26 protein-coding genes and 2 pseudogenes are annotated in these 23,346 nt (G+C 42.4%); 4 read left to right on the plus strand and 24 right to left on the minus strand.

The window, feature by feature from the left end:
- Position 1 precedes the first annotated feature (1 nt).
- The 5 genes from Tfer_RS04760 to Tfer_RS04775 all read right to left on the minus strand — a co-directional run bounded on the left by Tfer_RS04760 (position 2) and on the right by Tfer_RS04775 (position 3,889).
- Positions 2-1,582 (minus strand): DHA2 family efflux MFS transporter permease subunit, encoded by a 1,581-nt coding sequence (locus Tfer_RS04760; RefSeq protein WP_052217120.1) that lies wholly within the window; start codon positions 1,580-1,582, stop codon positions 2-4.
- Positions 1,583-1,592: 10 nt separating this feature from the next.
- Complete coding sequence (locus Tfer_RS04765; RefSeq protein WP_052217121.1) at positions 1,593-2,246, minus strand: HlyD family secretion protein; 654 nt, start codon at positions 2,244-2,246, stop codon at positions 1,593-1,595.
- A 200-nt stretch (positions 2,247-2,446) separates the two neighbouring features.
- Positions 2,447-2,923: a putative toxin-antitoxin system toxin component, PIN family gene (locus tag Tfer_RS04770; protein ID WP_242843550.1), complete on the minus strand. Its 477-nt coding sequence runs from the start codon at positions 2,921-2,923 to the stop codon at positions 2,447-2,449.
- Entirely contained in the window at positions 2,892-3,044 is a 153-nt protein-coding gene (locus tag Tfer_RS16495) for a hypothetical protein (RefSeq protein ID WP_013119799.1), read from the minus strand. The genes Tfer_RS04770 and Tfer_RS16495 overlap by 32 nt, the downstream gene beginning before the upstream one ends.
- A 134-nt stretch (positions 3,045-3,178) precedes the next feature.
- A complete protein-coding gene (locus Tfer_RS04775; RefSeq protein WP_052217123.1) occupies positions 3,179-3,889 on the minus strand; it encodes a type 1 glutamine amidotransferase in 711 nt (236 codons plus the stop codon).
- Positions 3,890-4,329: 440 nt separating this feature from the next.
- Here Tfer_RS04775 and Tfer_RS04780 point away from each other — a divergent pair, with 440 nt between their 5' ends.
- Positions 4,330-5,520 carry a M24 family metallopeptidase gene (locus tag Tfer_RS04780; protein ID WP_052217124.1) on the plus strand — a complete coding sequence of 397 codons (1,191 nt, stop codon included), beginning with the start codon at positions 4,330-4,332 and terminating at the stop codon, positions 5,518-5,520.
- A 12-nt stretch (positions 5,521-5,532) separates the two neighbouring features.
- On the opposite strand, the gene Tfer_RS04785 is transcribed toward Tfer_RS04780, so the two are convergent.
- The gene (locus Tfer_RS04785) at positions 5,533-5,958 is read right to left on the minus strand and encodes a universal stress protein (protein ID WP_052217125.1); all 426 of its coding nucleotides are present in this window, start codon (positions 5,956-5,958) and stop codon (positions 5,533-5,535) included.
- A 200-nt stretch (positions 5,959-6,158) separates the two neighbouring features.
- The gene (locus Tfer_RS04790; protein ID WP_052217126.1) at positions 6,159-6,605 is read right to left on the minus strand and encodes an Hsp20/alpha crystallin family protein; all 447 of its coding nucleotides are present in this window, start codon (positions 6,603-6,605) and stop codon (positions 6,159-6,161) included.
- A 328-nt stretch (positions 6,606-6,933) separates the two neighbouring features.
- Here Tfer_RS04790 and cls point away from each other — a divergent pair, with 328 nt between their 5' ends.
- Entirely contained in the window at positions 6,934-8,418 is a 1,485-nt protein-coding gene (gene cls / locus Tfer_RS04795) for a cardiolipin synthase (protein ID WP_052217127.1), read from the plus strand.
- Positions 8,419-8,512: 94 nt separating this feature from the next.
- Complete coding sequence (locus tag Tfer_RS04800) at positions 8,513-10,951, plus strand: glycogen/starch/alpha-glucan phosphorylase (RefSeq protein ID WP_052217128.1); 2,439 nt, start codon at positions 8,513-8,515, stop codon at positions 10,949-10,951.
- A 216-nt stretch (positions 10,952-11,167) separates the two neighbouring features.
- Here Tfer_RS04800 and Tfer_RS17095 read toward each other — a convergent pair whose 3' ends face one another.
- Both Tfer_RS17095 and rfbB read right to left on the minus strand, forming a co-directional pair.
- Complete coding sequence (locus Tfer_RS17095) at positions 11,168-11,302, minus strand: hypothetical protein (protein ID WP_282432053.1); 135 nt, start codon at positions 11,300-11,302, stop codon at positions 11,168-11,170.
- Positions 11,303-11,391: 89 nt separating this feature from the next.
- Entirely contained in the window at positions 11,392-12,435 is a 1,044-nt protein-coding gene (gene rfbB / locus Tfer_RS04805) for a dTDP-glucose 4,6-dehydratase (RefSeq protein ID WP_052217129.1), read from the minus strand.
- Between the two features lie 382 nt (positions 12,436-12,817).
- Here rfbB and Tfer_RS04810 point away from each other — a divergent pair, with 382 nt between their 5' ends.
- Positions 12,818-14,077 (plus strand): stalk domain-containing protein, encoded by a 1,260-nt coding sequence (locus Tfer_RS04810; protein ID WP_083436786.1) that lies wholly within the window; start codon positions 12,818-12,820, stop codon positions 14,075-14,077.
- On the opposite strand, the gene Tfer_RS15905 is transcribed toward Tfer_RS04810, so the two are convergent.
- The 15 genes and pseudogenes from Tfer_RS15905 to larE all read right to left on the minus strand — a co-directional run bounded on the left by Tfer_RS15905 (position 14,026) and on the right by larE (position 22,979).
- The gene (locus tag Tfer_RS15905; RefSeq protein WP_083436787.1) at positions 14,026-14,271 is read right to left on the minus strand and encodes a nucleotidyltransferase family protein; all 246 of its coding nucleotides are present in this window, start codon (positions 14,269-14,271) and stop codon (positions 14,026-14,028) included. The genes Tfer_RS04810 and Tfer_RS15905 overlap by 52 nt on opposite strands.
- Before the next feature lie 73 nt (positions 14,272-14,344).
- On the minus strand, positions 14,345-14,464 hold the full coding sequence (locus Tfer_RS17265) for a DUF6431 domain-containing protein (protein WP_427916552.1): 120 nt from the start codon (positions 14,462-14,464) through the stop codon (positions 14,345-14,347).
- 206 nt (positions 14,465-14,670) lie between these two features.
- A complete protein-coding gene (locus Tfer_RS04815) occupies positions 14,671-15,084 on the minus strand; it encodes a HEPN domain-containing protein (protein ID WP_052217131.1) in 414 nt (137 codons plus the stop codon).
- Positions 15,074-15,403, minus strand: coding sequence for a nucleotidyltransferase domain-containing protein (locus Tfer_RS04820; RefSeq protein WP_052217132.1), 330 nt, complete (start codon positions 15,401-15,403; stop codon positions 15,074-15,076). The genes Tfer_RS04815 and Tfer_RS04820 overlap by 11 nt, the downstream gene beginning before the upstream one ends.
- A 61-nt stretch (positions 15,404-15,464) precedes the next feature.
- Positions 15,465-15,659 carry a hypothetical protein gene (locus Tfer_RS04825; RefSeq protein WP_052217133.1) on the minus strand — a complete coding sequence of 65 codons (195 nt, stop codon included), beginning with the start codon at positions 15,657-15,659 and terminating at the stop codon, positions 15,465-15,467.
- Positions 15,660-15,821: 162 nt separating this feature from the next.
- Positions 15,822-16,133, minus strand: coding sequence for an AbrB/MazE/SpoVT family DNA-binding domain-containing protein (locus tag Tfer_RS16880; RefSeq protein WP_242843551.1), 312 nt, complete (start codon positions 16,131-16,133; stop codon positions 15,822-15,824).
- Positions 16,134-16,469: 336 nt separating this feature from the next.
- Positions 16,470-17,714, minus strand: a complete 1,245-nt coding sequence (locus Tfer_RS04835; RefSeq protein ID WP_052217134.1) for a hypothetical protein — start codon at positions 17,712-17,714, stop codon at positions 16,470-16,472.
- Positions 17,715-17,797: 83 nt separating this feature from the next.
- Positions 17,798-18,004 (minus strand): helix-turn-helix domain-containing protein, encoded by a 207-nt coding sequence (locus tag Tfer_RS04840; RefSeq protein WP_052217135.1) that lies wholly within the window; start codon positions 18,002-18,004, stop codon positions 17,798-17,800.
- 10 nt (positions 18,005-18,014) lie between these two features.
- On the minus strand, positions 18,015-18,494 hold the full coding sequence (locus Tfer_RS04845) for a DUF2975 domain-containing protein (RefSeq protein ID WP_052217141.1): 480 nt from the start codon (positions 18,492-18,494) through the stop codon (positions 18,015-18,017).
- Positions 18,495-18,757: 263 nt separating this feature from the next.
- A pseudogene (locus tag Tfer_RS15910) lies at positions 18,758-19,256 on the minus strand (PEP-utilizing enzyme); the annotation flags it as partial.
- Between the two features lie 132 nt (positions 19,257-19,388).
- Positions 19,389-19,919: a flavodoxin gene (locus tag Tfer_RS04850; protein ID WP_052217136.1), complete on the minus strand. Its 531-nt coding sequence runs from the start codon at positions 19,917-19,919 to the stop codon at positions 19,389-19,391.
- 46 nt (positions 19,920-19,965) lie between these two features.
- Positions 19,966-20,817: an aldo/keto reductase gene (locus Tfer_RS04855; RefSeq protein WP_052217137.1), complete on the minus strand. Its 852-nt coding sequence runs from the start codon at positions 20,815-20,817 to the stop codon at positions 19,966-19,968.
- A 117-nt stretch (positions 20,818-20,934) separates the two neighbouring features.
- On the minus strand, positions 20,935-21,321 hold the full coding sequence (locus Tfer_RS04860) for a MerR family transcriptional regulator (protein ID WP_052217138.1): 387 nt from the start codon (positions 21,319-21,321) through the stop codon (positions 20,935-20,937).
- Between the two features lie 230 nt (positions 21,322-21,551).
- Positions 21,552-22,153, minus strand: a pseudogene (gene larB, locus Tfer_RS04865) (nickel pincer cofactor biosynthesis protein LarB); the annotation flags it as partial.
- Between the two features lie 19 nt (positions 22,154-22,172).
- Positions 22,173-22,979 carry an ATP-dependent sacrificial sulfur transferase LarE gene (gene larE / locus Tfer_RS04870; protein WP_052217142.1) on the minus strand — a complete coding sequence of 269 codons (807 nt, stop codon included), beginning with the start codon at positions 22,977-22,979 and terminating at the stop codon, positions 22,173-22,175.
- Between the last annotated feature and the right edge of the window lie 367 nt (positions 22,980-23,346).

Below are 23,346 nucleotides of genomic sequence, written 5' to 3' on the forward strand. Positions count from 1 at the left end.
CCTATTCAAACATTACCAGGTGTTCATCCTTCTGTTTGCTGCTTTTTTTGCCGCGCATCAGCAGGGCCAGCGGGATAGTAACCAATATAATCAGAACTGTCACAAACAGGGTATCGTTGATTGCCTGCACAGCAGCCTCTTTTGCTACCAAACCGAATACGGTACTTACAGATATACCCTGGGCTTCTCCGGCAGGCACACCCTGTTGACTTAACCATCCCTGTATACGGCCAAATAACTCCACGCTGTTAGCGTCAAAGTACGATACTTGTTCCGCCAATCTGATGTAATTAACAGCCTGCCGGTTTGTCATGATGGTTGTCAGAATGGTTATGCCCACAGAACCGGCCACCTGCCGTATAACATTTTGCAGGGCCGATGCCCGGGCCACCAAATGCGAAGGGACCGAGTTCATTCCCGCTGTTGTAATAGGCATCATGGCCAGGCCCAGCCCCACTCCCCGCACGGCCATCAGCCACATAACCGTATGAGAATTTGTATCCAGGGTAAGCCGGGACAATTGATAAGTGGACAGCATCAAAATCAGCAGGCCGGGAATAACCACAGGTTTGGCCCCAAACTTGTCAAAGAGTTTTCCCCCGACCGGCATCATTATTCCTGTGGCTACAGCCCCAGGAAACATGATCAAGCCTGTCTGCATAGCAGAATAACCCTGCAGGTTCTGAAAAAACAGGGGCAGTAAAAAAACTCCCCCAAAAAGGGCAATGTTGGTAATACTCGATATGATAATGCTCAGCGTATAAGGCCATATCTTTAAAACCCGCAGGTCCAGCAGGGGATCGTCGCGGGTTAGCTCATTGGCCGCAAAGAGCATCAGGCTGAAAATACCCAGCACCAGCAGAAAAACGTTTTTAAATTCGTTCCAGTCTATGGTTGAACCTTCACCAAGCACATATAGTATACTCACTAAGCCAACAGTAGATGATACAAACCCCAGGTAATCAAATCCCCTGGAAGGTTTGCGCGGCGATTCCTTAAGCAACAGGCCCGCCAGGATTACGCCAATAATACCCACGGGAATGTTAATGGTAAAAATCAGGCGCCAATTCAAATGCTCTACTATATACCCGCTCAGCGTAGGGCCGATAGCCGGGGCAGCCATGGCTGCTATACCCCAGATGCCCAAAGCCATACCCCGTTCTTTGGCAGGAATAACCTGGTAGATGATAGACATACTTATGGGCATAATCATGCCACCGCCCAAAGCCTGGATAATCCGCGCGACAATCATGGCCGAGTTGCTCCAGGCAAAACCGCACAGAGCCGAACCGACGGTAAAGGCGCCCAGGGCCCAAATATACATTTTCTTGGTCCCGAAGGTATCACTCAGGTACCCGGTAAGCGGGATAACCGGCCCCATAGTTAACATATAAGCGGTGATGACCCACTGTATCTGGTCGGTGGAGACCCCGAAAACATTCATCATCTTGGGAATGGCAATATTGACGATACTGGTGTCAAGGATGGCCATAAAAGTACCGACGACAACAACGATGAGAGCCAGCCATTTATAAAGATTATCCTGATGACCGGCATTCGTATGACCGGCTGCAGCGTTCATACGCCCACCCCTACCTAACCCGGATTTTTACAACGGCGCTGGTTCCCGGCTTAAGGGTTACATCATGCTGTTCAAGCTGAATTTTCACCGGGACCTTTTGTACCACTTTAGTAAAATTGCCTCCTGTGGACGACGGAAGGAGGGAAAAAGTCGCCGTTGTGGCCTGTCCTATTGAAACAACCCGGCCCGTAAAATTCCGGTCTCCGTATTCATCAATTTTGATGTCCGCCTTTTGCCCTTCTTTTATCCGGGCCACCTTTGTCTCATCTATATTGGCGCTGATATAAAGTTTAGCCGGGTCTACCAGCATGGCTAACATCTGTCCCGGAGCCACCACCTCACCGACAGTCCCCTGTTTTTTCAGCACAATACCGGTAATGGGAGCTCTGATGTTCGCCATTTCCAGGTTGGCATCAGGCAGGTTGGTAGCCTCCTGCTGTCCCAAAATCTGGTCCTTATGTACCATCTGGCCCTCTTCTACATTAAACTCCTTTAATTTGGCCGCTATTTGGGGGCTGACCCGCACCAGATCGCCGGTAACCCTGGCATCCTCCGTGGTGACATAATAAGTGTTTTCATACCAGTAATATCCGCCCACGCCGGCCATCGCCGCCAACATCAAGATCAGGACTGAAAAAATAATAACTTTCCTTTTCCCGTTCATCCAATCTCTCCCCTCTTCCCTTTCCATTCCAATTATTGTTCATATTTGTTAGCATACTTATTGTTCTTATGCGAACAATTATAACATAAAAAAAATTATTTTAAAATAACATTGCCCGCATCATCCGGGCATTGACAACGCATAATATTTAAGCATCTCGCCATTTTTTATTCCCGGCATAATAATAAGACCTCTAATTCTTAGAGATCTTTAACAGAACATTTTATCTTTTTATAAATTTTCATAAAATCTTCGGAACTAACAATTTTAACTCTAAATCCTTCCACTGAATGCAAACCACTTTTGAAATCATCTGTTATTAGATAGTCCGCGTTCCCTTCAAGGGCACACTTCAAAAACATTTCATCATATTTATCGTTTAACTTTGGACATTCAGTATCAATTGTGTTAACTGAGTCAGCTTCATAGAATACCTCGCTCAGCAAAAAAAGAAGTCGCAGCCGAGGACGTTTACTACTCATATTTTTAACACTGAATTTTTTGACTATATAAAAAAGCTCGCCAATTGTTTCTTGAGAGAATAGAAGCTTTATTTTATTATTATCAACCAAGCTTAGTATTTCATTACAAACCTCATCACCGTCGAACCATGACTTAACGAAAATATTAGTATCAATTACAACTCTAGGTTTGTTTCTCATACCTTTTGATACCAAGAGATTTCCTCGCTTCGTTTGAAGTCAGTCCTTTTTGTTTCATTGAATTTTGAATGAGTTGCCTCATGTTAGCCATGGCAAACAGTTTGTTTGGTTCCTTTTCTTTAAGTAAAGTATTCATTCTTATACCTCCTTTTGAGGTAAATTTCCGATTAAGAGTACTTCTTCTTTGTCTAACCATATTATACCATCTCCAAATAAACTCTTCAATTCAATACATAGTATTCGCCAATAAAATTAAAATGCCAATTGTTGTCATGATTTTGGTAACTTGATCTTCTTTTCAATGTTATTAAGTAATATTGCCAGTTGTTTTTTTATTTTTTCCAAATTCTCAGTCTCGGACAACATTTTGGCTGCGCTTTGAATATACTTTTCTTCAACCAATTCCCCATTACAGTGCTCAATCAGTTTTTCTATGCTTGCCTTTGAAGTTTCCAGGTGAAACTGTAACCCCAGAACCCTGCCTTTATATTCAAAAGCCTGGTTCTGACAGGCCGCACTTTCTGCAAGCCTGACTGCTCCCGGCGGAATGGTAAAGGTATCCCCATGCCAGTGAAAAGCGACAAACTCGTCGCTAAGGCCGTCAAATAACCCGGAATTGCTTGCTTCGGGGATTTTTCTTACCGGAAACCAACCTATCTCCTTGTACTCGTTCCGAATTACTTTTCCCCCCAAAACATCAGCTATCAATTGTGCTCCAAGGCATATACCCATCACAAATTTGCCGGCATTAATGGCATTTCTTATAAACTCTTTTTCATTAATTAACCAGGGATATTCAACTTCTTCATAAATGTTCATCGGTCCACCCATCACGATTAGCCATTCAAACCGGTCAAGGGCCGGTAAAGTTTCGTCCATATACAATCTTGTTACCGATACTTCATGGCCTTTTTCTCCAGCCCACACTTCAATATTGGCTAAATCCTCAAAGGGCACGTGCTGCAAGTAATGTATTCTCATGCTTATTCCCCCTCATTGTCTGATTATAACATAAATTCCTTTCCCACCATACCGATACTTTGCAAAGGGGAGGCTTTTTCCTCCGGCTTTTTGGGGGGTCCCCGTCTATCAAGCTAACCTCAAAATTTGCTTACAAACTGAAGGTAATTTCAAATAATTTCTTTGTAATTGTCCTGTTTACTCTTATCTCAGTATTTCCTCTGTGTTCTCCGCGCCCTCTGTGGTGATTTTTTAAAACCACAAAGTATGCCGCAAGAAAATATGTAATAAATTCTCTGTGGTAAACGGTTTTCGCCCACAGCTTCTGAGCAAAGGTTGCTTCACCATTAAAGTGCCAACGGAAACTGCCAAATCCAAATGTATAATTATTTTAAAGGTTTTTTGGTTCTGATAACGAATAAAGAATATAATTTTGTTTGTTTACGGGAGGTTGAGGATTAATGTTATATACTCCACAAAAGGAATTGTTCAACAGAATTACCAAGCTGCAAACTCTACTAAGAGAAAAAGACATTGACGGTGCCTTGATCGTTAAATCCGCAAATTTATTCTATTTTTCCGGCACAGCCCAAAATGCGTACCTGTTCGTTCCTGCTGAAGGAGCACCGGTATTATTGGTTAAAAAAAGCTTCAGCAGGGCTAAAAAAGAATCGGCCCTGGAAAATATCATGCAGTTGGTCAGCCTGAAAAAAATACCCGCCCAACTGGCCGAGCTGGGCTGCAAATCCCCGGCCACCCTGGGCCTCGAGATGGATAGCTTGCCCGCCAGCACTTATTTATTTTTCCAGCAAATATTCCCCGGTGTACGGTTTACAAACGTCTCCGGTCTGATCAGGGAGATAAGGCAAATAAAATCGGAATATGAAATTAATTTACTGCGTACTTCAGCAAGCAATATGGACAAGATATACAGGCAGATTCCCGGGTTAATAAAGGAAGGCATGGCAGAAATAGAACTGGCCGCCCAAATTGAAGGCATGGCAAGAACTGCCGGACATATGGGGTACATCAGCATGCACGCTTTTAACCAAAGCCCTTATTTCGGCCACCTGTTGTCAGGAGAATCGGGCGCGGTACCGTCAGCCTTTGACGGGCCTACAGGAGGCCCCGGGCTGACTCCCGCCCATCCCCAGGGGGCCGGGTGGAAAAAGATTAAGGCCGGCGAACCCATATCTATAGATTATGTAGGCTTATGGGACGGTTACATTACGGACCAAACACGGATCTTTTCTATTGGACCCCTGCCGGAAAAACTGCAAAAAGCCTTTGACCTGGCCCTGGAAATCCAGGCGGCGGTAGTTGAGCAAATGAAACCGGGCGCCAACGGCAGTGACCTGCATGAACTGTCCCTGGCTATGGCGGCCAAAGCGGGTTTCGCTGAAAATTATATGGGATATGCGCCGGATCAGGCCCGTTTCCTGGGCCACGGGGTCGGACTGGAACTGGATGAACTGCCTGTGTTGGCAAAGGGCCTCGATGCAAGGCTGCAACCGGGCATGGTTATTGCCATTGAACCTAAGTTTGTTTTTCCTGGCAAAGGGGTTGTAGGAATAGAGAATACTTTTGCGATTACCGAACAGGGCGCGGAACGGATTACTGTAACGCCGGACGAATTAGTGAGGATTGATTAGGGCTTAAAACACTTAATGTACAATCATTACCGGACACTTGGCATGATGAGCGACCCGGTCACTGACACTACCCAGCAGGAATCCTTTGATTTCTCCCATGCCCCTGCTGCCAATGACAATAAGGTCATAGCTGTTTTGAGCTTCCTTCAATATTTCCCCGGCCGGATGTCCACTCTTGACCACAGTATTACAGGGCAGAGACCCAAGCAACTCCCGGGCTTTGCGTAAAATTTCATTAGCTTCTTTCTCCAGGTTGGCTATTACCGGCTGGGGCACGACCATCTCCGTTCCGAAACCCGATATCAAAACCGGAGGGATTACAGTTACGTGCATAACCGTTAATTCACCGGCAAACTTTTCCGCTATGGCCGCGGCCTTTTGGAGAGCTTTAAAGGAGCATCCCGATCCGTCAACAGGTACCAAAATTTTTTTAAACACAGTGAATTCCCCCTTCACCCTTTTTCCCGCAGGAATTTTTTCGGTACTCCATTACTTCGACCCGCCGGGACGCTGTACCTTCTGCTTAGCAAAATTTTCAACAAAAAAAGGCCCGTTGGTTCCCGACCTTTATAAGGATACCGGAAACAACGCGGCCTCTTCCTGACAAACTTTACCAGTCTTTAAGATTATATACAATGTTATTTAATCTCGATCCTGTTACCCTTGTTTTTCCCAGGTTCTCTCTTGGGCAGTACAATGGACAATACCCCGTTTTCAAATTTTGCGCTTACCTGGTCGTTTAAAATATTCGGCACATAGAAACTCCTTACCATGGAACCGTATCTTCTTTCTTTGCGGATATAGTTTTCTTTCTCTTCATTGGTTTCTTCTTTTCTTTCCACTGCTATAGTAAGCCTGTCTTCATTTAGTTCCACGTTAATTTCATCTTTTTTCACCCCTGGAAGTTCCGCTTCCACAACATATTCTTTATCATTTTCCTTAATGTCCACCCTCATCTGACCGCCGGTATAAAAAGCGGGCCAAAAATGATCGTGGAAAAAGTTTTCAAACACCCCCTCCAAGTCAAAGATATCTCCCGGTCTTCTCTGTACTCCGTGTCTTCTGTAAGGAGTCAAACCAAACATACAGCAACACCTCCATATTTTTATTTTGACCTTCCCTGACCTTTAATTAATATATAACATCATTATTTTTTAAATTCAAATACAATTTTATACAGTTAAGGGCAAACTGAAATTGAAATAATCAAACAATTTTGGATACCTTAACAAAACGCATTTTTTTTACCAAGACCTTTTAAATGCTTCCTTTTTTAAACAATTTTGCATATGAGCCCTGTGAATTCCAGTTTTGCATAGAATTCCGTCCGGCAATACATACTTTTGTTTGGCATTTTTTTCTGTTACTATATATTGTAAGAACTATGAGCGTTCAAATACAGGAGGCCAATAAATGTTGGGAACTTTTTGGTCGGCATACGGTGAAAAAATATTATGGGTCTATTCCTTCTCCTCGACAATCCTCATCATCATAGTCAGTATCCTGATTTTTATGGAACGGCGCAACCCTTATAAAACCATTGCCTGGCTGGCCGTGATCAACGTTTTTCCTATCCTAGGGTTTATTTTTTACTTCATGTTCGGACAAAACCGGCGCAAACGCAAACTAATTCGAACCAAATATATCAACGAAATGAACCATTTGCGTGAAATAGTCCGCCGCCAGATCGAGTGTATAAACAGCAACCGGGAAGCAGCCGTAGAAGCCCTGGGCAGTAAAAAGCAGCTAATCAGCCTGCTGCTTAACAATGCCCATGCGCCCTTCACAAGGAGGAACCGGGCCCAGGTCCTGTCTGACGGCCAGGAAGCCTTTGCCGCCATGTTTGCGGAAATGGAAAAAGCCCAGGATCATATACACCTGGAATATTACATAATCCGTGACGACAATATCGGAAATCAACTAAAGAATCTATTAATCAGCAAAGCCAAAAGCGGCGTAAAAGTCAGGGTAATTTACGATGCCGTAGGAAGTTGGAAGCTTTCCAAAAAGTATATCAGCGATCTCCGTGACAGCGGTGTTCAGATAGAACCCTTTTTACCCGTTGCCCTGCCTTTTATCAACAATAAGTTAAATTACCGTAATCATCGAAAAATAACCGTAATCGACGGTAAAGTGGGGTTTCTTGGCGGCCTGAATATTGGCGATGAGTATCTCGGCTGCCATCCCAAATTGGGCAAATGGCGGGATACGCACCTGAAACTGGAAGGTACTGCTGTCCATTTTCTGCAGGTTATCTTCCTGCTGGACTGGGAGTTTGTAAGTGGGGAAAGGCTGTCTAACCCAACCTATTTCCCTGAAGAACCGTGTCCGGGAATTGACCCGGCAAAAGGCAAAGTCATCCAGATAGCAGCCAGTGGTCCCGACTCTGACTGGGAAGCAATACGCCAGTCTTACTTCGCCATGATTAATGCTGCTGAACATTCCATCAAAATCACAACCCCATATCTTATCCCGGATGAAGGAATTTTGCTGGCCCTAAAAACATCTGCTCTCAGCGGCGTAAATATAAAAATCATTTTACCCGGCAAACCGGACCATAAAATAGTACAGTGGGCCTCCCAAAGTTATTTCGAAGAATTGATGGAAGCCGGTATCGAGATATACCTTTACCAGCCTGGATTCATACACGCAAAGATTATTTCTGTGGACGGCGAGGTGGCCTCTCTGGGTTCCGCCAATTTAGACATGCGCAGTTTTCAAATAAATTTTGAAGTAAATGCCATGTTATATAATAAGACTTTAGTAGAAAAAATAGATGCTGACTTTGAGGCGGACCTGGCAAAATCGCTCAAACTGCAAATGTCCGATGTGGCGGATAAACCTTTGCCGGCCAGAATTCGCCAGTCAGCGGCCCGTTTGCTTTCCCCTCTATTATGACAAGAGAAAACAATATTAGACAGGAATTCTTTCATTTTTGTTTAATATTGTTTAATATATTATTTCTAAACGGAAGGTGTTGTTGAGGTGATCCATGTTTAAAAATAAAGAAGAATTTAAACAGGCTTTTCTGGAAAAACTGCACACCCTATATGGCGAGTGCCTCGATGAAGCATCCGACCTGGACAAATATAACGCTTTAGGCAGCATGATTCGGGATCACATCGCCAAGTACTGGGCGCAGACAAATAAACAGTATCGAAAAAAAGAAGTAAAACAAGTCTACTACTTTTCCATGGAATTCTTGTTGGGCAGGCTGCTCGGGGCAAATCTGATTAACCTGTCGGCAAAAAAGATGTGTGAAGAAGCATTAAAAGAATTAGGCATAGATTTAAACTTACTGGAAAACATAGAACCTGATGCCGGTCTCGGAAACGGCGGTCTCGGCCGCCTGGCAGCTTGTTTTCTTGATTCCCTGGCCTCCCTGAGCCTTCCCGGACATGGCTGTGGTATCCGGTATAAATATGGTTTTTTTGAGCAAAGAATTGTGGACGGTTATCAGGTGGAACTGCCGGATAACTGGTTAAGGGACGGCAACGTGTGGGAAATCCGGAAGGCCGATAATGCCGTGGAAGTCCGGTTCTACGGAAATGTCCGGGTGGAAGAGCAAGACGGCAGGACAGTCTTTATCCATGAAAACTATGAGCCGATAATTGCAGTGCCTTATGACACACCTATTATCGGTTACGAACGCAATACCGTTAATACCCTGCGGTTGTGGAGCGCTGAGCCGGCCATTAAAGATTTTGATTTTTCTTCTTTCAGTCGCGGTGATTATGTCAAGGCGGTAGAATACAGGTCTTCGGTGGAATCCATTTCACAGATACTCTACCCCGATGAAAGCCATTACAAAGGCCGGGAACTACGCCTGAAGCAACAGTATTTTTTCGTTTCAGCCGGACTGCAATGTATTGTTCGCCGCTATAAAAAATACCATGGTTCGCTGAAATGCTTCCACAAAAAAATAGCAATTCATGTTAATGATACCCACCCCGTCCTGGCTATCCCGGAACTAATGCGTATACTGATAGACGAAGAAGGTATGGGCTGGGATGAAGCCTGGGATATAACCGTCAAAACCATCTCATATACCAACCATACAATTTTGACTGAAGCCCTGGAAAAATGGCCCGTCGATATGTTCCGGAACTTACTGCCCAGGATTTACATGATCGTCCACGAAATCAATGAACGGTTCTGCCGGGAACTGTGGAACAAATATCCCGGAGACTGGGACAGAATTCACAAAATGGCTATTATAGCCGACGGCCAGGTCAAAATGGCCCACCTGGCTATCGTTGGAAGTCATAGTATTAACGGCGTATCTAAAATACATACGGAAATCCTGAAGAATCAAGAAATGAAGAACTTTTATGAGGTTTACCCCCACAAGTTCAATAATAAAACCAATGGCGTCACACATAGGAGGTGGCTGCTTAAAGCAAACCCGGCCCTGGCCAACTTAATTTCTGAAACCATTGGCGCTAACTGGATTAAATACCCCATTGACCTGATTAGTCTGGAAAAATACAGGAATGACACAGCTTTCCTCGACAAATTGGCCCAAATCAAACAGCGTAATAAAGCGCAGTTAGCCAAGTATATCAAAGATAAATACAACATCAGCGTAGACCTTTATTCAATCTTTGATGTACAGGTTAAACGAATGCACGCCTATAAGAGACAGTTATTAAATGTACTGCATATTATGGACCTTTACAACCGGCTCCGTGAAAACCCCGATTTGGACATTGTACCCCGAACCTTTATCTTTGGCGCCAAGGCCTCGCCCAGTTACGTTCATGCTAAAACCACTATCAAACTGATTAATACCCTGGCCTCAATGATCAACAATGATAAGCGCATAAAAGATAAAATCAAAGTCATATTCCTGGAGAATTACCGGGTTACCCTGGCCGAAATGATTTTCCCGGCAGCCGATTTAAGCGAACAAATTTCCACCGCCGGCAAAGAGGCCTCGGGCACGGGCAATATGAAATTTATGATGAACGGCGCCGTTACTATTGGCACTATGGATGGCGCGAATATTGAAATTTGCGAGGTGGTAGGCCGCGACAACATTTTTATCTTTGGCCTTACGGCAGAAGAAGTGGCCAACTATTATCACAACGGCGGCTACTGTTCATGGGATGTTTATGCCAAAGACTCAAGGGTAAAAACCGTTGTGGACCAGTTGGTTAACGGTTTTTTCCCGGTAGCCGGCGAAGAATTCCGCATCCTTTATGATGATCTAACTCATAACAATGATCCCTTCTTCGTATTAAAGGATTTTGCTTCATATGCCGATACTCAGTTAGAGGTGGATAAAACCTTCAGGGATAAATATAAATGGCAGAAAATGTCTCTAGTCAACATTGCTCACTCAGGTAAATTCTCCAGCGACAGGACAATCACCGAATATGCCACCCAAATCTGGAAGATTAAACCGGAAATAATTACAAATCCTAGGTGATAGGGTTCCCCGCCAGGTTTTTACATGGAGAGGTGGGTGGGTTCTCATGCTACCGTTAAGAAGCGACTACACCCGCAAACCACAGACAGGAAGGCAGAAAGTTCCCGCATGTTCGAAAATGGCAAAGGGCGCTGTGCTACAAAAAAGAAACTGCCGCTGTGGAAGTAAAACAACCGTTGCTCCGAGGTTACGGGCGGAGACAGTGTAAAACTCCGTTCAGTTGAAATCTCTGACCCCGGCCAAATCGCCGTCCATGGCTCGTGGCCGGGTTTCCGGCGTCCGTGCCGGAAACAGCGATTTCAAGCCCTCACTGTCGTTAACACTGTCTACCCGCCCTCCACCAAGTCGCAACTTATTGTTTTACCTCAACAGCGGCCTCTTACTCCCCCTTACCCAACCTTCCAATAGACGTATCAGAGCGTAGGAAACATTTAACCTCCTTACGTCCCATAGTTCATCTCGAGCCATTTTTTGTAGTCACCTGTTTTCACACTTTCTACCCAATCTTTATTGTGCAGATACCAGTCGATGGTTTTGTTTAATCCGGTTTCAAAGGTTTCCCGCGGTTTCCAGCCTAATTGGTCTCTGATCTTTGTTGCATCAATGGCATAGCGCAGGTCATGACCGGGCCTGTCTTTGACAAAAGTAATGAGCTTTTTGAATTCCTGCGGGTCTTTGTCCAGCTTTTCGCCAAGCAGGTCGCATATCTTGTGTACTATATCAATATTTTTCCACTGGTTATTACCGCCAATATTATATGTCTCTCCAACATTCCCCTTCTCTATGACCGTCCAGATAGCCTCGCAGTGGTCCTCTACAAAAAGCCAGTCCCGCACGTTTTCGCCGGTGCCGTAGACAGGTAAACTTTTTCCTTCCAAGGCATGTAAAATCATCAGGGGAATAAGTTTTTCGGGAAATTGGTAAGGTCCGTAATTATTGGAACAGTTCGTTACCTTAACAGGCAAGCCATAGGTACGGTGATAAGCCCTGACCAAATGGTCGCTGGAAGCCTTGGAAGCCGAATAAGGGCTACTGGGGTCATATCGGGTTTCTTCCGTAAAATATCCTGTTTCACCCAGCGAACCGTATACCTCGTCGGTACTTACGTGGTGAAACAGTTTCCCCGGCCGGTCTCCCCAGTATTTACGACAGGCTTCCAATAAATTAAAAGTGCCTAAAATATTGGTGTTAATAAAATCAGCCGGCCCCAGGATGCTTCTGTCCACGTGGCTTTCCGCAGCAAAATGGACAACTATGTCCGGTTCGTATTTTTCAAATACGGCAGCCACGGTCGAATAATCGGCTATATCACCGCGCACAAACACATAATTTTGCTTGGCCTGAATATTTTTTAAGTTCAGCAGATTAGCCGCGTATGTCAGCTTGTCGAGGTTTATAAATCGGCAGTCAGGGTACCTGGGTACAAACAGATTCAGGAAATTTGACCCGATAAACCCCGCTCCGCCCGTCACCAGTATTTTCATTTTATCGCTCCTTTATTTTAAATTGTAATCAATAACTTTAAGCGCCCATAGTTTTTATTTGTTCACCTTTAGACTGTGTGCCCTTTCCTGAAAATATTTAACATTCGTTCCAGAATTCCTGTCTACACCGGGGGCTTTTTCCCACGTACCTGTTTAATTTTTAATGAAAATCAGGTATAATCAGTTACCGCCAGCCTGTTTTTTTCGGATAATTGGCTTTGCTAGCATGTCTTTAAAACTACACCCACTGTGTCCGTCCTGGAACGATTTCTTACAAATTGGAAGTATTTAATAATGTACACGCAGAAAAATGAATAAAAAAGCATGACCGAGTCATAAAAGCAAGACCGTCGTAACAAAGGCTTCATTGAGGTACGTAAACGTGAAAAGAATAATTATAGGTTTCTCGCTAATAATCATGATATTTTCATTCTACGGGGTATCGGCTTGGGCTTCCTCCCCAGATTCCGAAGAATCTCTGACTGATGCGATTTATGCCCCCTCACCGTCTCGGCAAAAATTCGAGAAACTACCAAGTAATGAAACCGGTGTTTTGCCTGCACCGTCATTTCCAAAAACCATGGTCGTGGTTAATAACGGAGAAAATTCTTTTGTTAAGGTTAAAGTGCAGCCTAACAAAAGATCCAAAACAGTTGGAAAAATATATGGAAGTTTGACAGGTATCGAAGTTCTCCGTTCAGGTAAAGATTACAGTTTTGTTAGAGCAAGAGATTATGATACTGGAAAAATAGTTGAAGGTTATATCCCCAAAAATTTGTTGAAGACTGTCCATCCAAGGCAGGACTGGGGAATACTTGTAGTCATAAGTGAGCAAAAAATCTACATTTACAAGAACAATTCATTAGTAAAATCCTGCATTGTTTCAACCGGAATTGCTAAAATAGGGGCGGGGACTCCAACAGGTACATACTTAATCGGTAGCCGAGGAAAGTCTTTTTACAGTCCGAAATACGGCCAGGGAGGATGGAACTGGATAAGGTTTAACCATGGATACCTTTTCCACAGTGTACCTTTTGATAAGCATGGAAAATTGATTCAAGCGGAAGCAAAAAAACTCGGCAGTCAGGCTTCCCACGGATGTGTAAGGTTGTCACTTGAAGATTCGAAATGGTTATACTACAACATCCCAAAGGGGACCCCGGTCATCATTCAAGACCAAATACCGGTTGAGTTTGAACAGAAAATTTCACCTCCGTTGAAGACGGTTGTGAAGATTAACGGCAATAAGCAGCAATATGACCCCGCACCGATCAAAGACGGTGGAGTTTATGCTGTGCCACTTCGCAAATTTATAGATTCAATAAAGGGCGAGTTAGGTGATTGGGACCCAGATAAACGTGCCATCACTGTCAAGGCTGCAGACGTAAGTATAGAGGTAACGGTTGGTAGTAAGGTCGCTAAAGTTAATGGCAAAGAAATTGATATGCCTTTAGAACCTAAAATCATAAACGGCACCATGTACATACCTTTAAGATTTATTGCTGAATCTTTTGGCTGCGAGGTAAGCTTTATACGTAGTGGAAATGAAAAATCAGGGATATTGGAAACAGTTGATATAAATTCCCCTATTCAGCCTGCGGACAAATTTAAATTCCCGGAAGCCGGGAATAGGGGGAAATAATTGATATATATCTCCGACCGCAGCCCGGCGGGCAGGTTTCCTTCACAGTAGACAGCCAAGTCAATATCGGAATTATATTTATAATCCCTCCGGGCGCGGGAGCCTAAGATGACCGTCCGGGTTACATTTTCTCTCTTTTGTAATTCGCTAACAATAGCTATCAAGACACGTTCCGGCAGCCCAAAAAAACCCATAAAGCCTTGCTACGCAATGCTTCACTCACTGTGTTTTCTTTTGAGCAATGCCCCACAACAACCCTGCCTCCGATTAACTCCTGTGCTCTGAATAATGCTTGTACGGCCTTATGAAATCCGGAATTACAGCATTGGTCCTCCCACACAATTGGCACTTTACCCGATAAATGCTGGATCCATTGTACTGTGTCATCTATATGTACATGCCGGTCATAGCTCCTTTAATTCCCCCCAAAAATACAGTTTTACCTATTCGACCTTGGGCTCGATACTTAATAAACAGACAGAAATCGTTATTTTTAAAAAACTGCTCCCAACTTCAAATAGGGGAAAATATAAAAACCACAGCTTTTCACTGTGGTCAGATAAAATTTAGGTTTAAGTCCGCTAACATAACAATCAGCCGCCTGTTTGGATACCCAGGTTAATATCCTTTGCTTTCTGTTTAACAAAATCCCGAATCCGCTCCGCACTTTTCAATGCCAGCAGCATATCCATTTCATTAAGTTCTAGATTAAAGGGGTAACGGGCTTGTACCCCATAATCAGTTAGGTTCAAGCAGTCGTCTTGGATTTCGGCAAAGCTTAAATCATAGTTCCTACATATTCTATTAAGGGCAACAAGATCGTGAATCTTCTGAATTCCTCCACCGTTTAATGCAATATACCCTTTAAGATACTTTTCAGCCCTCTGCTGGCAGTGGTAGCAGATAATTTCCACTGGAACAGGCCGCATACCTTGAAGGTAAACAGCCGATTGAAGGTCCTTGGCAGCATAGAGAAACCATTCCTTGGCAATTTCCCTATTGTTCATAGAGCATAATCCCTTCATTCATAATTTTATACTCTAAGGTAGTGGAAAGACGTGCCCGTTCTTCAAATTCTTCATTTCTATAGACTAAAAGATCTATAGGCTGCGAAACAATAGATGTCAAAGCCCGCCTTGCCTCTCTTAAAACCTCTATCTTTCTTTTACCGTTATCATCAGTAATAATGCAAAGATCAATATCGCTTTCCTTATCCGGCTGGCCATAAGCATAGGAACCAAACAGGTATATTTTTTTAGGACGGATGTTTTCCTGCAGAGTATCCACTATCTTATTCAATTCAATATAATTTATTATTTGTTCCATATACATCACCTGATTATATTATACTATTTATTGGTTCTAAAATCATGCTCTTAATATATTTTCACAGAATATTTTTACTTAAAAAGCTGTCCCTGCCGGTAGGATTGTTAAAAATTCCAAAGGCAGTAAGAATGGCTTCACCCTGCTTCTCAGCTACGCTGTTGATATCCGAAAACTTGCCACTCAGTTCTCCTACCGTTTCCGGAGACGGGTTTTTGTCCTCGTGAAACAGACCGGCAAAAATAATGGTACGCAAGTCCTTGATGCTGATGTTATCAAGGTCGAGTTTGCTAATGGGCCTGCCAATCAGCTCATAAAAGTCCTCCTTTCAAAGTAAAAACGCCCGGCTTTTCCGGACGTTTCATCGTTCATTTCCTGCTATTTATCTGTTCTTTTCTGTGCCAATAGGTAAACCTCGTCATCTGCCCTTGCAGATAGCACAATAACCTGGTTTGCCGTATCCCCCTTCGTTCTGCGGCAAGGGGTTGTCTGAAACCTTGTCTATGGCTTTGAGCACCTGCAACCGCTGGCTGTGGTGGAATAGTTCTGCTTTGGAAGAGGCGGTCCTGACTTTTCCTTCCTTTATGTCTTCATTCACCCGCGCTTCACCCTGCTGCCATTCTTTTGAATAAAACCACATCTGGTCTCTGGGAATAACAACAACCGGAGTAATAATAAGGCGGCCATCCTGCTCAACAACTTCGAGCTTGTCACCAGGACGGAGGTTCAATTTTTTTAACCAGTTCACTGGGTATTGTAACTTGTGATTTCTGTTTAAATTCAACAAGCATTTTAATCAACTCCAGGTAGTAAAGTTTAAATTTCTAACTTTATTATACTCATTAATAATAATATTTACAATTCAATTTTTCTCTATCAGCCCCACGCATTCTATATGCTTGGGACTGTAAAAAGCAAGCAAAAGAAAACACTGGATATGTTACCACAGTCAATTCCAGTGTATTCGGCATCTTGCATTATTTCAATCATTTCATTGCCAATCCTTTATTTATTGCTTCCTGAACGATCTTATGGCAGCAAACTCCCATTGGATTCTTTCTAGAACCTAAAAAATTAAAGGAAAAGTAAATGTAACAAAAGCTGCCCAAAGTCCGTAGACCGGCAAATACTTAGTAACGGCATCTTGGATCGTTGAAAGCCCGGTTTTGTTTTTCAGAAAACGCATATAGGAGATCATAATCCAAATTAGATTGGCCCAGATAAGTATGTTTACGCCCAAAACAGCAAGTCTGTTGGGCGAAATCCCATAAGAAGAAAGCCTGAACACTATAGCTGATAAAGCCACACTGTCAATGACAAGAGCAAGAACAATCAGGGCAAAATTTATATAATCAGAAATGTTCCTGATCTCGTCTGCGCCGCTTTCGGTAATGGAGAATATGGTGATGGCCAATACACTAAGGAGTATGCCGTTGAAGGCTAGGAGGAAATTGCGGTCCAAGAATGGATTTTTTCCGACCCAAATAACCATTATAAGATAGACCAGCAATGTAGCCAGTACAAGAGGACTAAAAATTTTGGCTATATATGGCGCAATATTTTTAGCAAGTTTAAGGTTCCTTGATACCAGGTATGAAGCCACAACAGCGAGAGCCGCAGCACCAAATACAACGACATTTTTAAAATAGAATTGCTCTATATCCATGCCGACAAACCTAAATAACTGCGTGGTTAATGCTGTCAGCAGCATCCCGCTGATTGCCATAATGACGTAGAGAATTAAGAATTCCCCATTAAACTTAAGATAAGCTAATCTTCTACTGCCTAAACCATATTCATTTCCTGTAAATGCAAGCCCCAATAATACCCATAAGAAAACGGGGAGATGCATATAAGCCAGGATAATACTGTCTTTATGCTCCAGGGGCAGCATATTAAGATAAAATCCGGAGATTAGGAATAACGATGCAAGGGCGTAAAGAATATTTTTTTTGGGGGTATTATTGTTTACAAAATAGGCGGCAATAAAGGGAATTATGCCAAAAACAAGGTTAATAGGGGCTATTGCCTGCTGTTCGGCAAAATGTAAAATTATCCTGGTGCTTATGCCGGCCAGAATCGCTAAAATTCCCATGGATAAAAAATCTTTCTGAAGCCAGAAAGCTTTTGCTGTATTTGCCGTCTCCTTGAAATGCAATCTTTCATACCAAACGGCAAGAACCTGCGAATCAGGGTTTTGTTCCCAGGCGTGTGAGAATGACTTTTTAAAAGCTTCAGGGTCTTTCCTAAACAGTCTCTCCAGCTCATGGGGGTTAGCAATATTTTCAATAATCAGATTGCTAATGTCCATGATTATACCTCCCCTGATAATTTCATATTAAGTCCTACTCTCATCCAATGTTTATTATTCAAACTTTATAATCCTTGATTGTCTTAATCACTTTTGTATTCCAAAATATCTCCAGGCTGACAGTCCAAAGCCTTGCAAATTGCTTCCAAAGTTGAAAACCTTATTGCTTTTGCCTTTCCATTTTTCAATATAGAAAGATTAGCCATTGTTATTCCAACTCTGTCCGAAAGTTCTGTAACGCTCATTTTCCTTTTAGCCAGCATCACATCAATATTGATGATAATTGCCATATTATTCACCTCATATCGTTAAATCATTTTCTGATTTTATGTCTATGGCATTTTTTAATAGCTTTTGAAGAACAGCAGCAAAGACTGCAATTACCATGCAACCAAAAATAATGACCATTCCGATTAGTATAATACCTGGGGCATCGTCTGCCTCAGCCATGAGATATAAAAGTGGCATAAATACCACATATAAGGCACCAATAGTGATGGCACAATATTTGATGTTCTTTAAAGCCTTTACAGATAGTTCCGAAAACGCCTGGTTCTTGTCAATATACCTTAAAAGTTTGACAGATTGATATAATGCATAGAAAAATACTAAAGCTGTTAAATATAACCCAATTAAAAAGGGATATTGCAAAAAATCTAGATTTGGATTTAATTCCGCGAAATATTCAGCTATCCTGGGTAACACAAATATACACAAAGCAAGGACAGGAAGTCCCATAAGGACAACAGCTATCTTTAAAAAGAGTGTTTCTCGTTTCATTAAAAGCACCTCGCTAATTATAGTATTATACTTTGATTTTAATAAATTTTTATCGTTTGTCAATAAATTATTATCGTGTTTTATTAAATAAAAAAATTCCCCCAAACCATTAACCTGAGGGAACAAATTTTTAGCATCCTGCCTTAATCACGGCCTCAATACCCCGAAATACCCTGAATTCCAAGATATATTTACATTGACTATTTCATTATGTAAAAAAGTGGCTTACGCCACCCTTAATTAATTGCTTATCATCTTCCCCATTATAAGATTTCTACATATCCTTCTGTTCCGTTTACGCGAATTCTTTGCCCATCTTTTATCAGTTTGGTAGCATTTTCTACTCCGACAACTGCTGGTAAGCCATATTCACGTGCGATAACTGCCCCATGGGGTCATCAGTCCACCAACTTCAGTAACCAGGCCTTTTATGAATACAAACAATGGCGTCCAGCTAGGGTCAGTAAAAGATGTGACTAATATATCTACAGCTTCTAGATCAGCATCTTCCATGTTTAAGATGACACGTGCTCGTCCCTCTATAATTCCGGAAGAAACAGGTAGACCTACAATAGCTTCAGCTGGGAGATTTTCTCGTTTGTACTCACCTGAAATGATTTCACCATCAGATGTGATAACACGCGGGGGAGTTAGTTTTTCATATAATTTGTATTCGTCTTTTCGAAGGCTTATGATCTGGTAGTCCAGTTTAATTGTGCGTACAACTTCGCGAAGTTCTTCAAAAGTGAAATAGTATACATCTCTGTTCGTTGTTCTCCTATAATTCTTATTCTGGAAGAAATTTTTTATTTGGGGAGAACTTTTTTGGGGCTACAAACCTCAAGGCCGCTGTTTCCCAATTTACGTTTTTCCAATTCTATTTCCCCTTTTCGTTTATGGTATCAAATCAAGTTTTTTAAGCCAGTTTGCAACATCCTTGTCTGCTCTGTTAACACTGCCGCCTCGAATCGCTAAACCAGGCAGCACCTTTGCATTCGGACAAATTTTCTTGATATCGCGCTCACTACTTCCCATTCCACTACCTTCATGTGTGCAAAATGGAACAATAGTCTTTCCTGAAAAATCATAGGACTCTAAAAACGTAAATACCGCCATCGGCATCGTTCCCCACCAATTCGGATACCCGATATAAATCACATCATAAGAATCCATATCTTCTACTATTTCTTTAAGCTCAGGTCTGGCGTTTTCCCTCTTTTCTTCCTGTGCTACATTTGTTGTTTCCGTATAATCTTCCGGATAAGATTTTACTGTTTTAATTTGGAACATGTCGCTTCCTGTTAATTCCTGTATTTTCTTTGCTATTACTTCTGTGTTTCCAATTGGCAGGTTTACAATACTACCTCCCACATAATTATTTCCTTTGCGTGAAAAATAAGCGATAAGGCTTTTTGAATTTGCCATTTCTAATCCCTTCCTTTCTAATCAAGCATCTTTTTTATTCTTCCTATTAAATATCAAATTTAACGTTACTAAGCCATTTCACGATTTCCGGATCGTTATGTGAAAAGAAGCAGCTTTTTTTCGTATCCAATGTTGCAATTCTTTCCATATCGTCCTGGCTTAACTCAAAGTCAAAAATATTGAAGTTTTCAATAATTCTTTCTTTGTGAACAGACTTTGGAATCGCAACCACTCCTCTTTGCGTCAACCAGCGTAAAACCACCTGGGCAACTGATTTGTTATACTTTTCCGACAGTGATACCAAAACTTCGTTCTGGAACAAATTATTTCTTCCTTCCGCAAAAGGAGCCCAGGACTCGATTTGTACATTGTACTCTTTCATCAGTTTAGCACTTTCTATTTGCTGACAGAATGGATTTGTTTCAACCTGATTTACGGCAGGAACCACTTCATTATGAACAATCAAATCCACCAAACGATCCATCGGAAAGTTACTAACCCCAATCGCCCTAATTTTCCCCTCACGATACAGTTCCTCCATAGCACGCCAAGAACCATATACATCGCCAAACGGCTGATGAATTAAATACAAATCCAAATAATCCAATTGCAATCTTTTCAGCGATTTCTCAAAAGCTTTCTTCGTTCTTTCACAACCGGCGTCCTGAATCCAGAGCTTAGTCGTAATAAACAGTTCCTCTCTCGGTACGCCGCTCCGTTTGATTGCTCTGCCAACCGCTTCTTCGTTTAGATAAGCGGCAGCGGTATCAATCAAACGATAGCCTGCCATGAGCGCGTCATAAACACACTGTTCGCATTCCTTTGCGTCGTTGATCTGATAAACGCCAAAGCCCAAAATAGGCATCGCGACACCATTGTTCAAAATTACGTTTTGCATTAAAAATCCTCCTTTGATTTTACAAGCTGCATAGCTTGATGCTCATTACCCACTTTACTCAGAATTTCCGCCTTCCCTCGGACTGGCAGACAGCGCCAATACTTTTTGCCCATAAAATTAATTTTCCGATCTCTTTAGTTCTTTTTCTTTTTCAACTACTACCTGTTCATATACTGCAATTTTATAATTCAGGCGTTCCAGTGTTTTCTGCATATCTTCCATTCTTGCAATTAACAGCTTACGCTGCTCGATTAAGAGTTCTTTTCTGGCCTCAATGGTCGCATCACCCTGTTGAAACAGCTCGACATACTCAATCAATACTTCAATTGGAAGACCTGCATTCCGCATACATATGATAAACTCGACCCACTTACAGTCTTCTTCAGTATAATCCCTGATTCCGCTTTTATTGCGGTTCACACGTGGAATTAGTCCGATGCGTTCATAATAGCGGAGTGTATCCTGTGAAATACCAAATTTTTCACTTACTTCTGCAATCGTCATGTGATTTCACCTCCTGACAACCGATATCATAACACCTGGAGTTAGCTCCAAGTCAAGAGTTATTAAATAAGTAGCTGTGCCCTGCACATTGTTTAATTGCCAAAAAATTTAACTGCCTGTTTCATTTTTGAATTTTTTTTGCATATTTATTTCTCCATTAACAATGTTATCAAAATCTTTTTGATCATCATCTCCATCACTGCCGGTACAGGCATAGCTGTTGAGCATGGAAGTGCCGAAAGCCCTCCGAAATTCGCTCCATATCCCACACTGGTTGGCACGGCAATAACAGGCTTGTCTACCAGTCCACCGACAACGCTGGCCAAGGCGCCCTCCATTCCGGCCACAACAATAAGCACATTTGCCCGCATAAGGTGGTCGGTATTGGTAAGCAGGCGGTGTATACCCGCAACTCCAACATCGTAGAGCCTGTCCACTCTGTTGCCGAGGGTCTCGGCAGTGATTGCAGCCTCTTCCGCCACAGGAATATCCGAGGTTCCGGCAGTTACAACCGCTATAATTTTATCGGTAACAACTATATCCCTTCTTTTTACTACAACAATCCTGGCGGCTTCATAATAAACCGCATCACTGGTCACTTCCAGTATACCTTCATATACTTCCTTCCCGGCCCTGGTGGCAAGTATATTGTTATTGCGCTCCATGAGCTTTAGAACAATTGACTTTATCTGATCAACAGGTTTTATCCTCGCAGAATATGACTTCGGGGTAACCGTTACGGATATTTCTGTGATGGTCAACTTTTGCAAATCCAACCCATACGGCCTTCTTTCACATTTTCGAGAAGTTTCTTAAGGGCATCTCCATCCATAATAAGCACCTCTCTTATATTAGAGTATTGTTTCATTCATACTTCCGGTCCTGTAGCCCTTCAAATCAAGAGCCGTATAGCTAAAGCCTATCTTCCTGAATTCAGCATAAACCCTGTCCATAAGCTCCTCATTAAAGAATTTTATACGCTCTCCTGCAGCAACCTCTATTCTGGCTATTTCTCCATGATGACGCACCCTCACCTGTTTAAAGCCTTCATCCAGCAAGAATTGTTCTGCTTTATCCACCATTTCAAGCTTCTCTCTTGTTATTTCCTGTCCATATGAAAACCTTGATGACAAGCATGCAAAGGCCGGTTTGTCCCAGGTTGGAAGATTCATCTCTTTCGAAAGTATACGTATATCCTCCTTAGTCATTCCGGCTTCTCTCAAGGGGCTTACTACTTCCAGTTCCTTCACAGCCATTATACCGGGCCTATAATCTCCCATGTCATCTACATTAGAACCGTCAGCGATATATTTAATGCCGTTTTCCATAGCAATATCCCGTATCTTAGAAAACAGTTCTTTCTTGCAGTAATAACAGCGGTTTACGGGATTTTTGGAGAAGCCGTCAATGTCCAGCTCCTCAGGCATGATGACCATATGTCTGGCACCTAGCTTTTCAATAAAGCTGACAGCTTCCCTGTATTCCCTTTCAGGATACGTAGATGAGCGGGCAGTCACTGCCAAAACATTTTCCTTGAGTTCATCATAGGCAACCTTGAGGAGAAATGTACTGTCTACACCACCTGAAAAGGCAACAACCAGACTTTCCATATTTCTAAGGTTTTCTTTTAAGATATCTAATTTTTCAGTAAGATTCATTTTAATCTCCCTTTCCTTTTCAATTGCCAGCCTGCTTAACATATTTTGCCTCACTAAGTCTTCCTCTTTCCTAATTTAATAACTTTACCTTCCCCTTAACCTCCCGAGTAGAGGATCGCACATGGAGTTAACTCCATGTCAACACTCTTTTGGCCCTTTTTGAAAATAGCTGTGCAAGAAAAGTTTGGCAGAATAAAGGAAGTGGTAAGCACCACTTCCTAAATTTACGAGGGTGTAAAATATTTTGTGTAAACCCCCTGAGCATAATATAATTTTTTCAATGGGGAGTTAGTAAATGGATTTTTTTACAGATGACCAAATCAGGCAGTTGATTAAGGAACGTAATCTTAAAACCGCTGCAGATGTT

The organism is Thermincola ferriacetica, from assembly GCF_001263415.1.
Taxonomy (GTDB): domain Bacteria; phylum Bacillota; class Thermincolia; order Thermincolales; family Thermincolaceae; genus Thermincola; species Thermincola ferriacetica.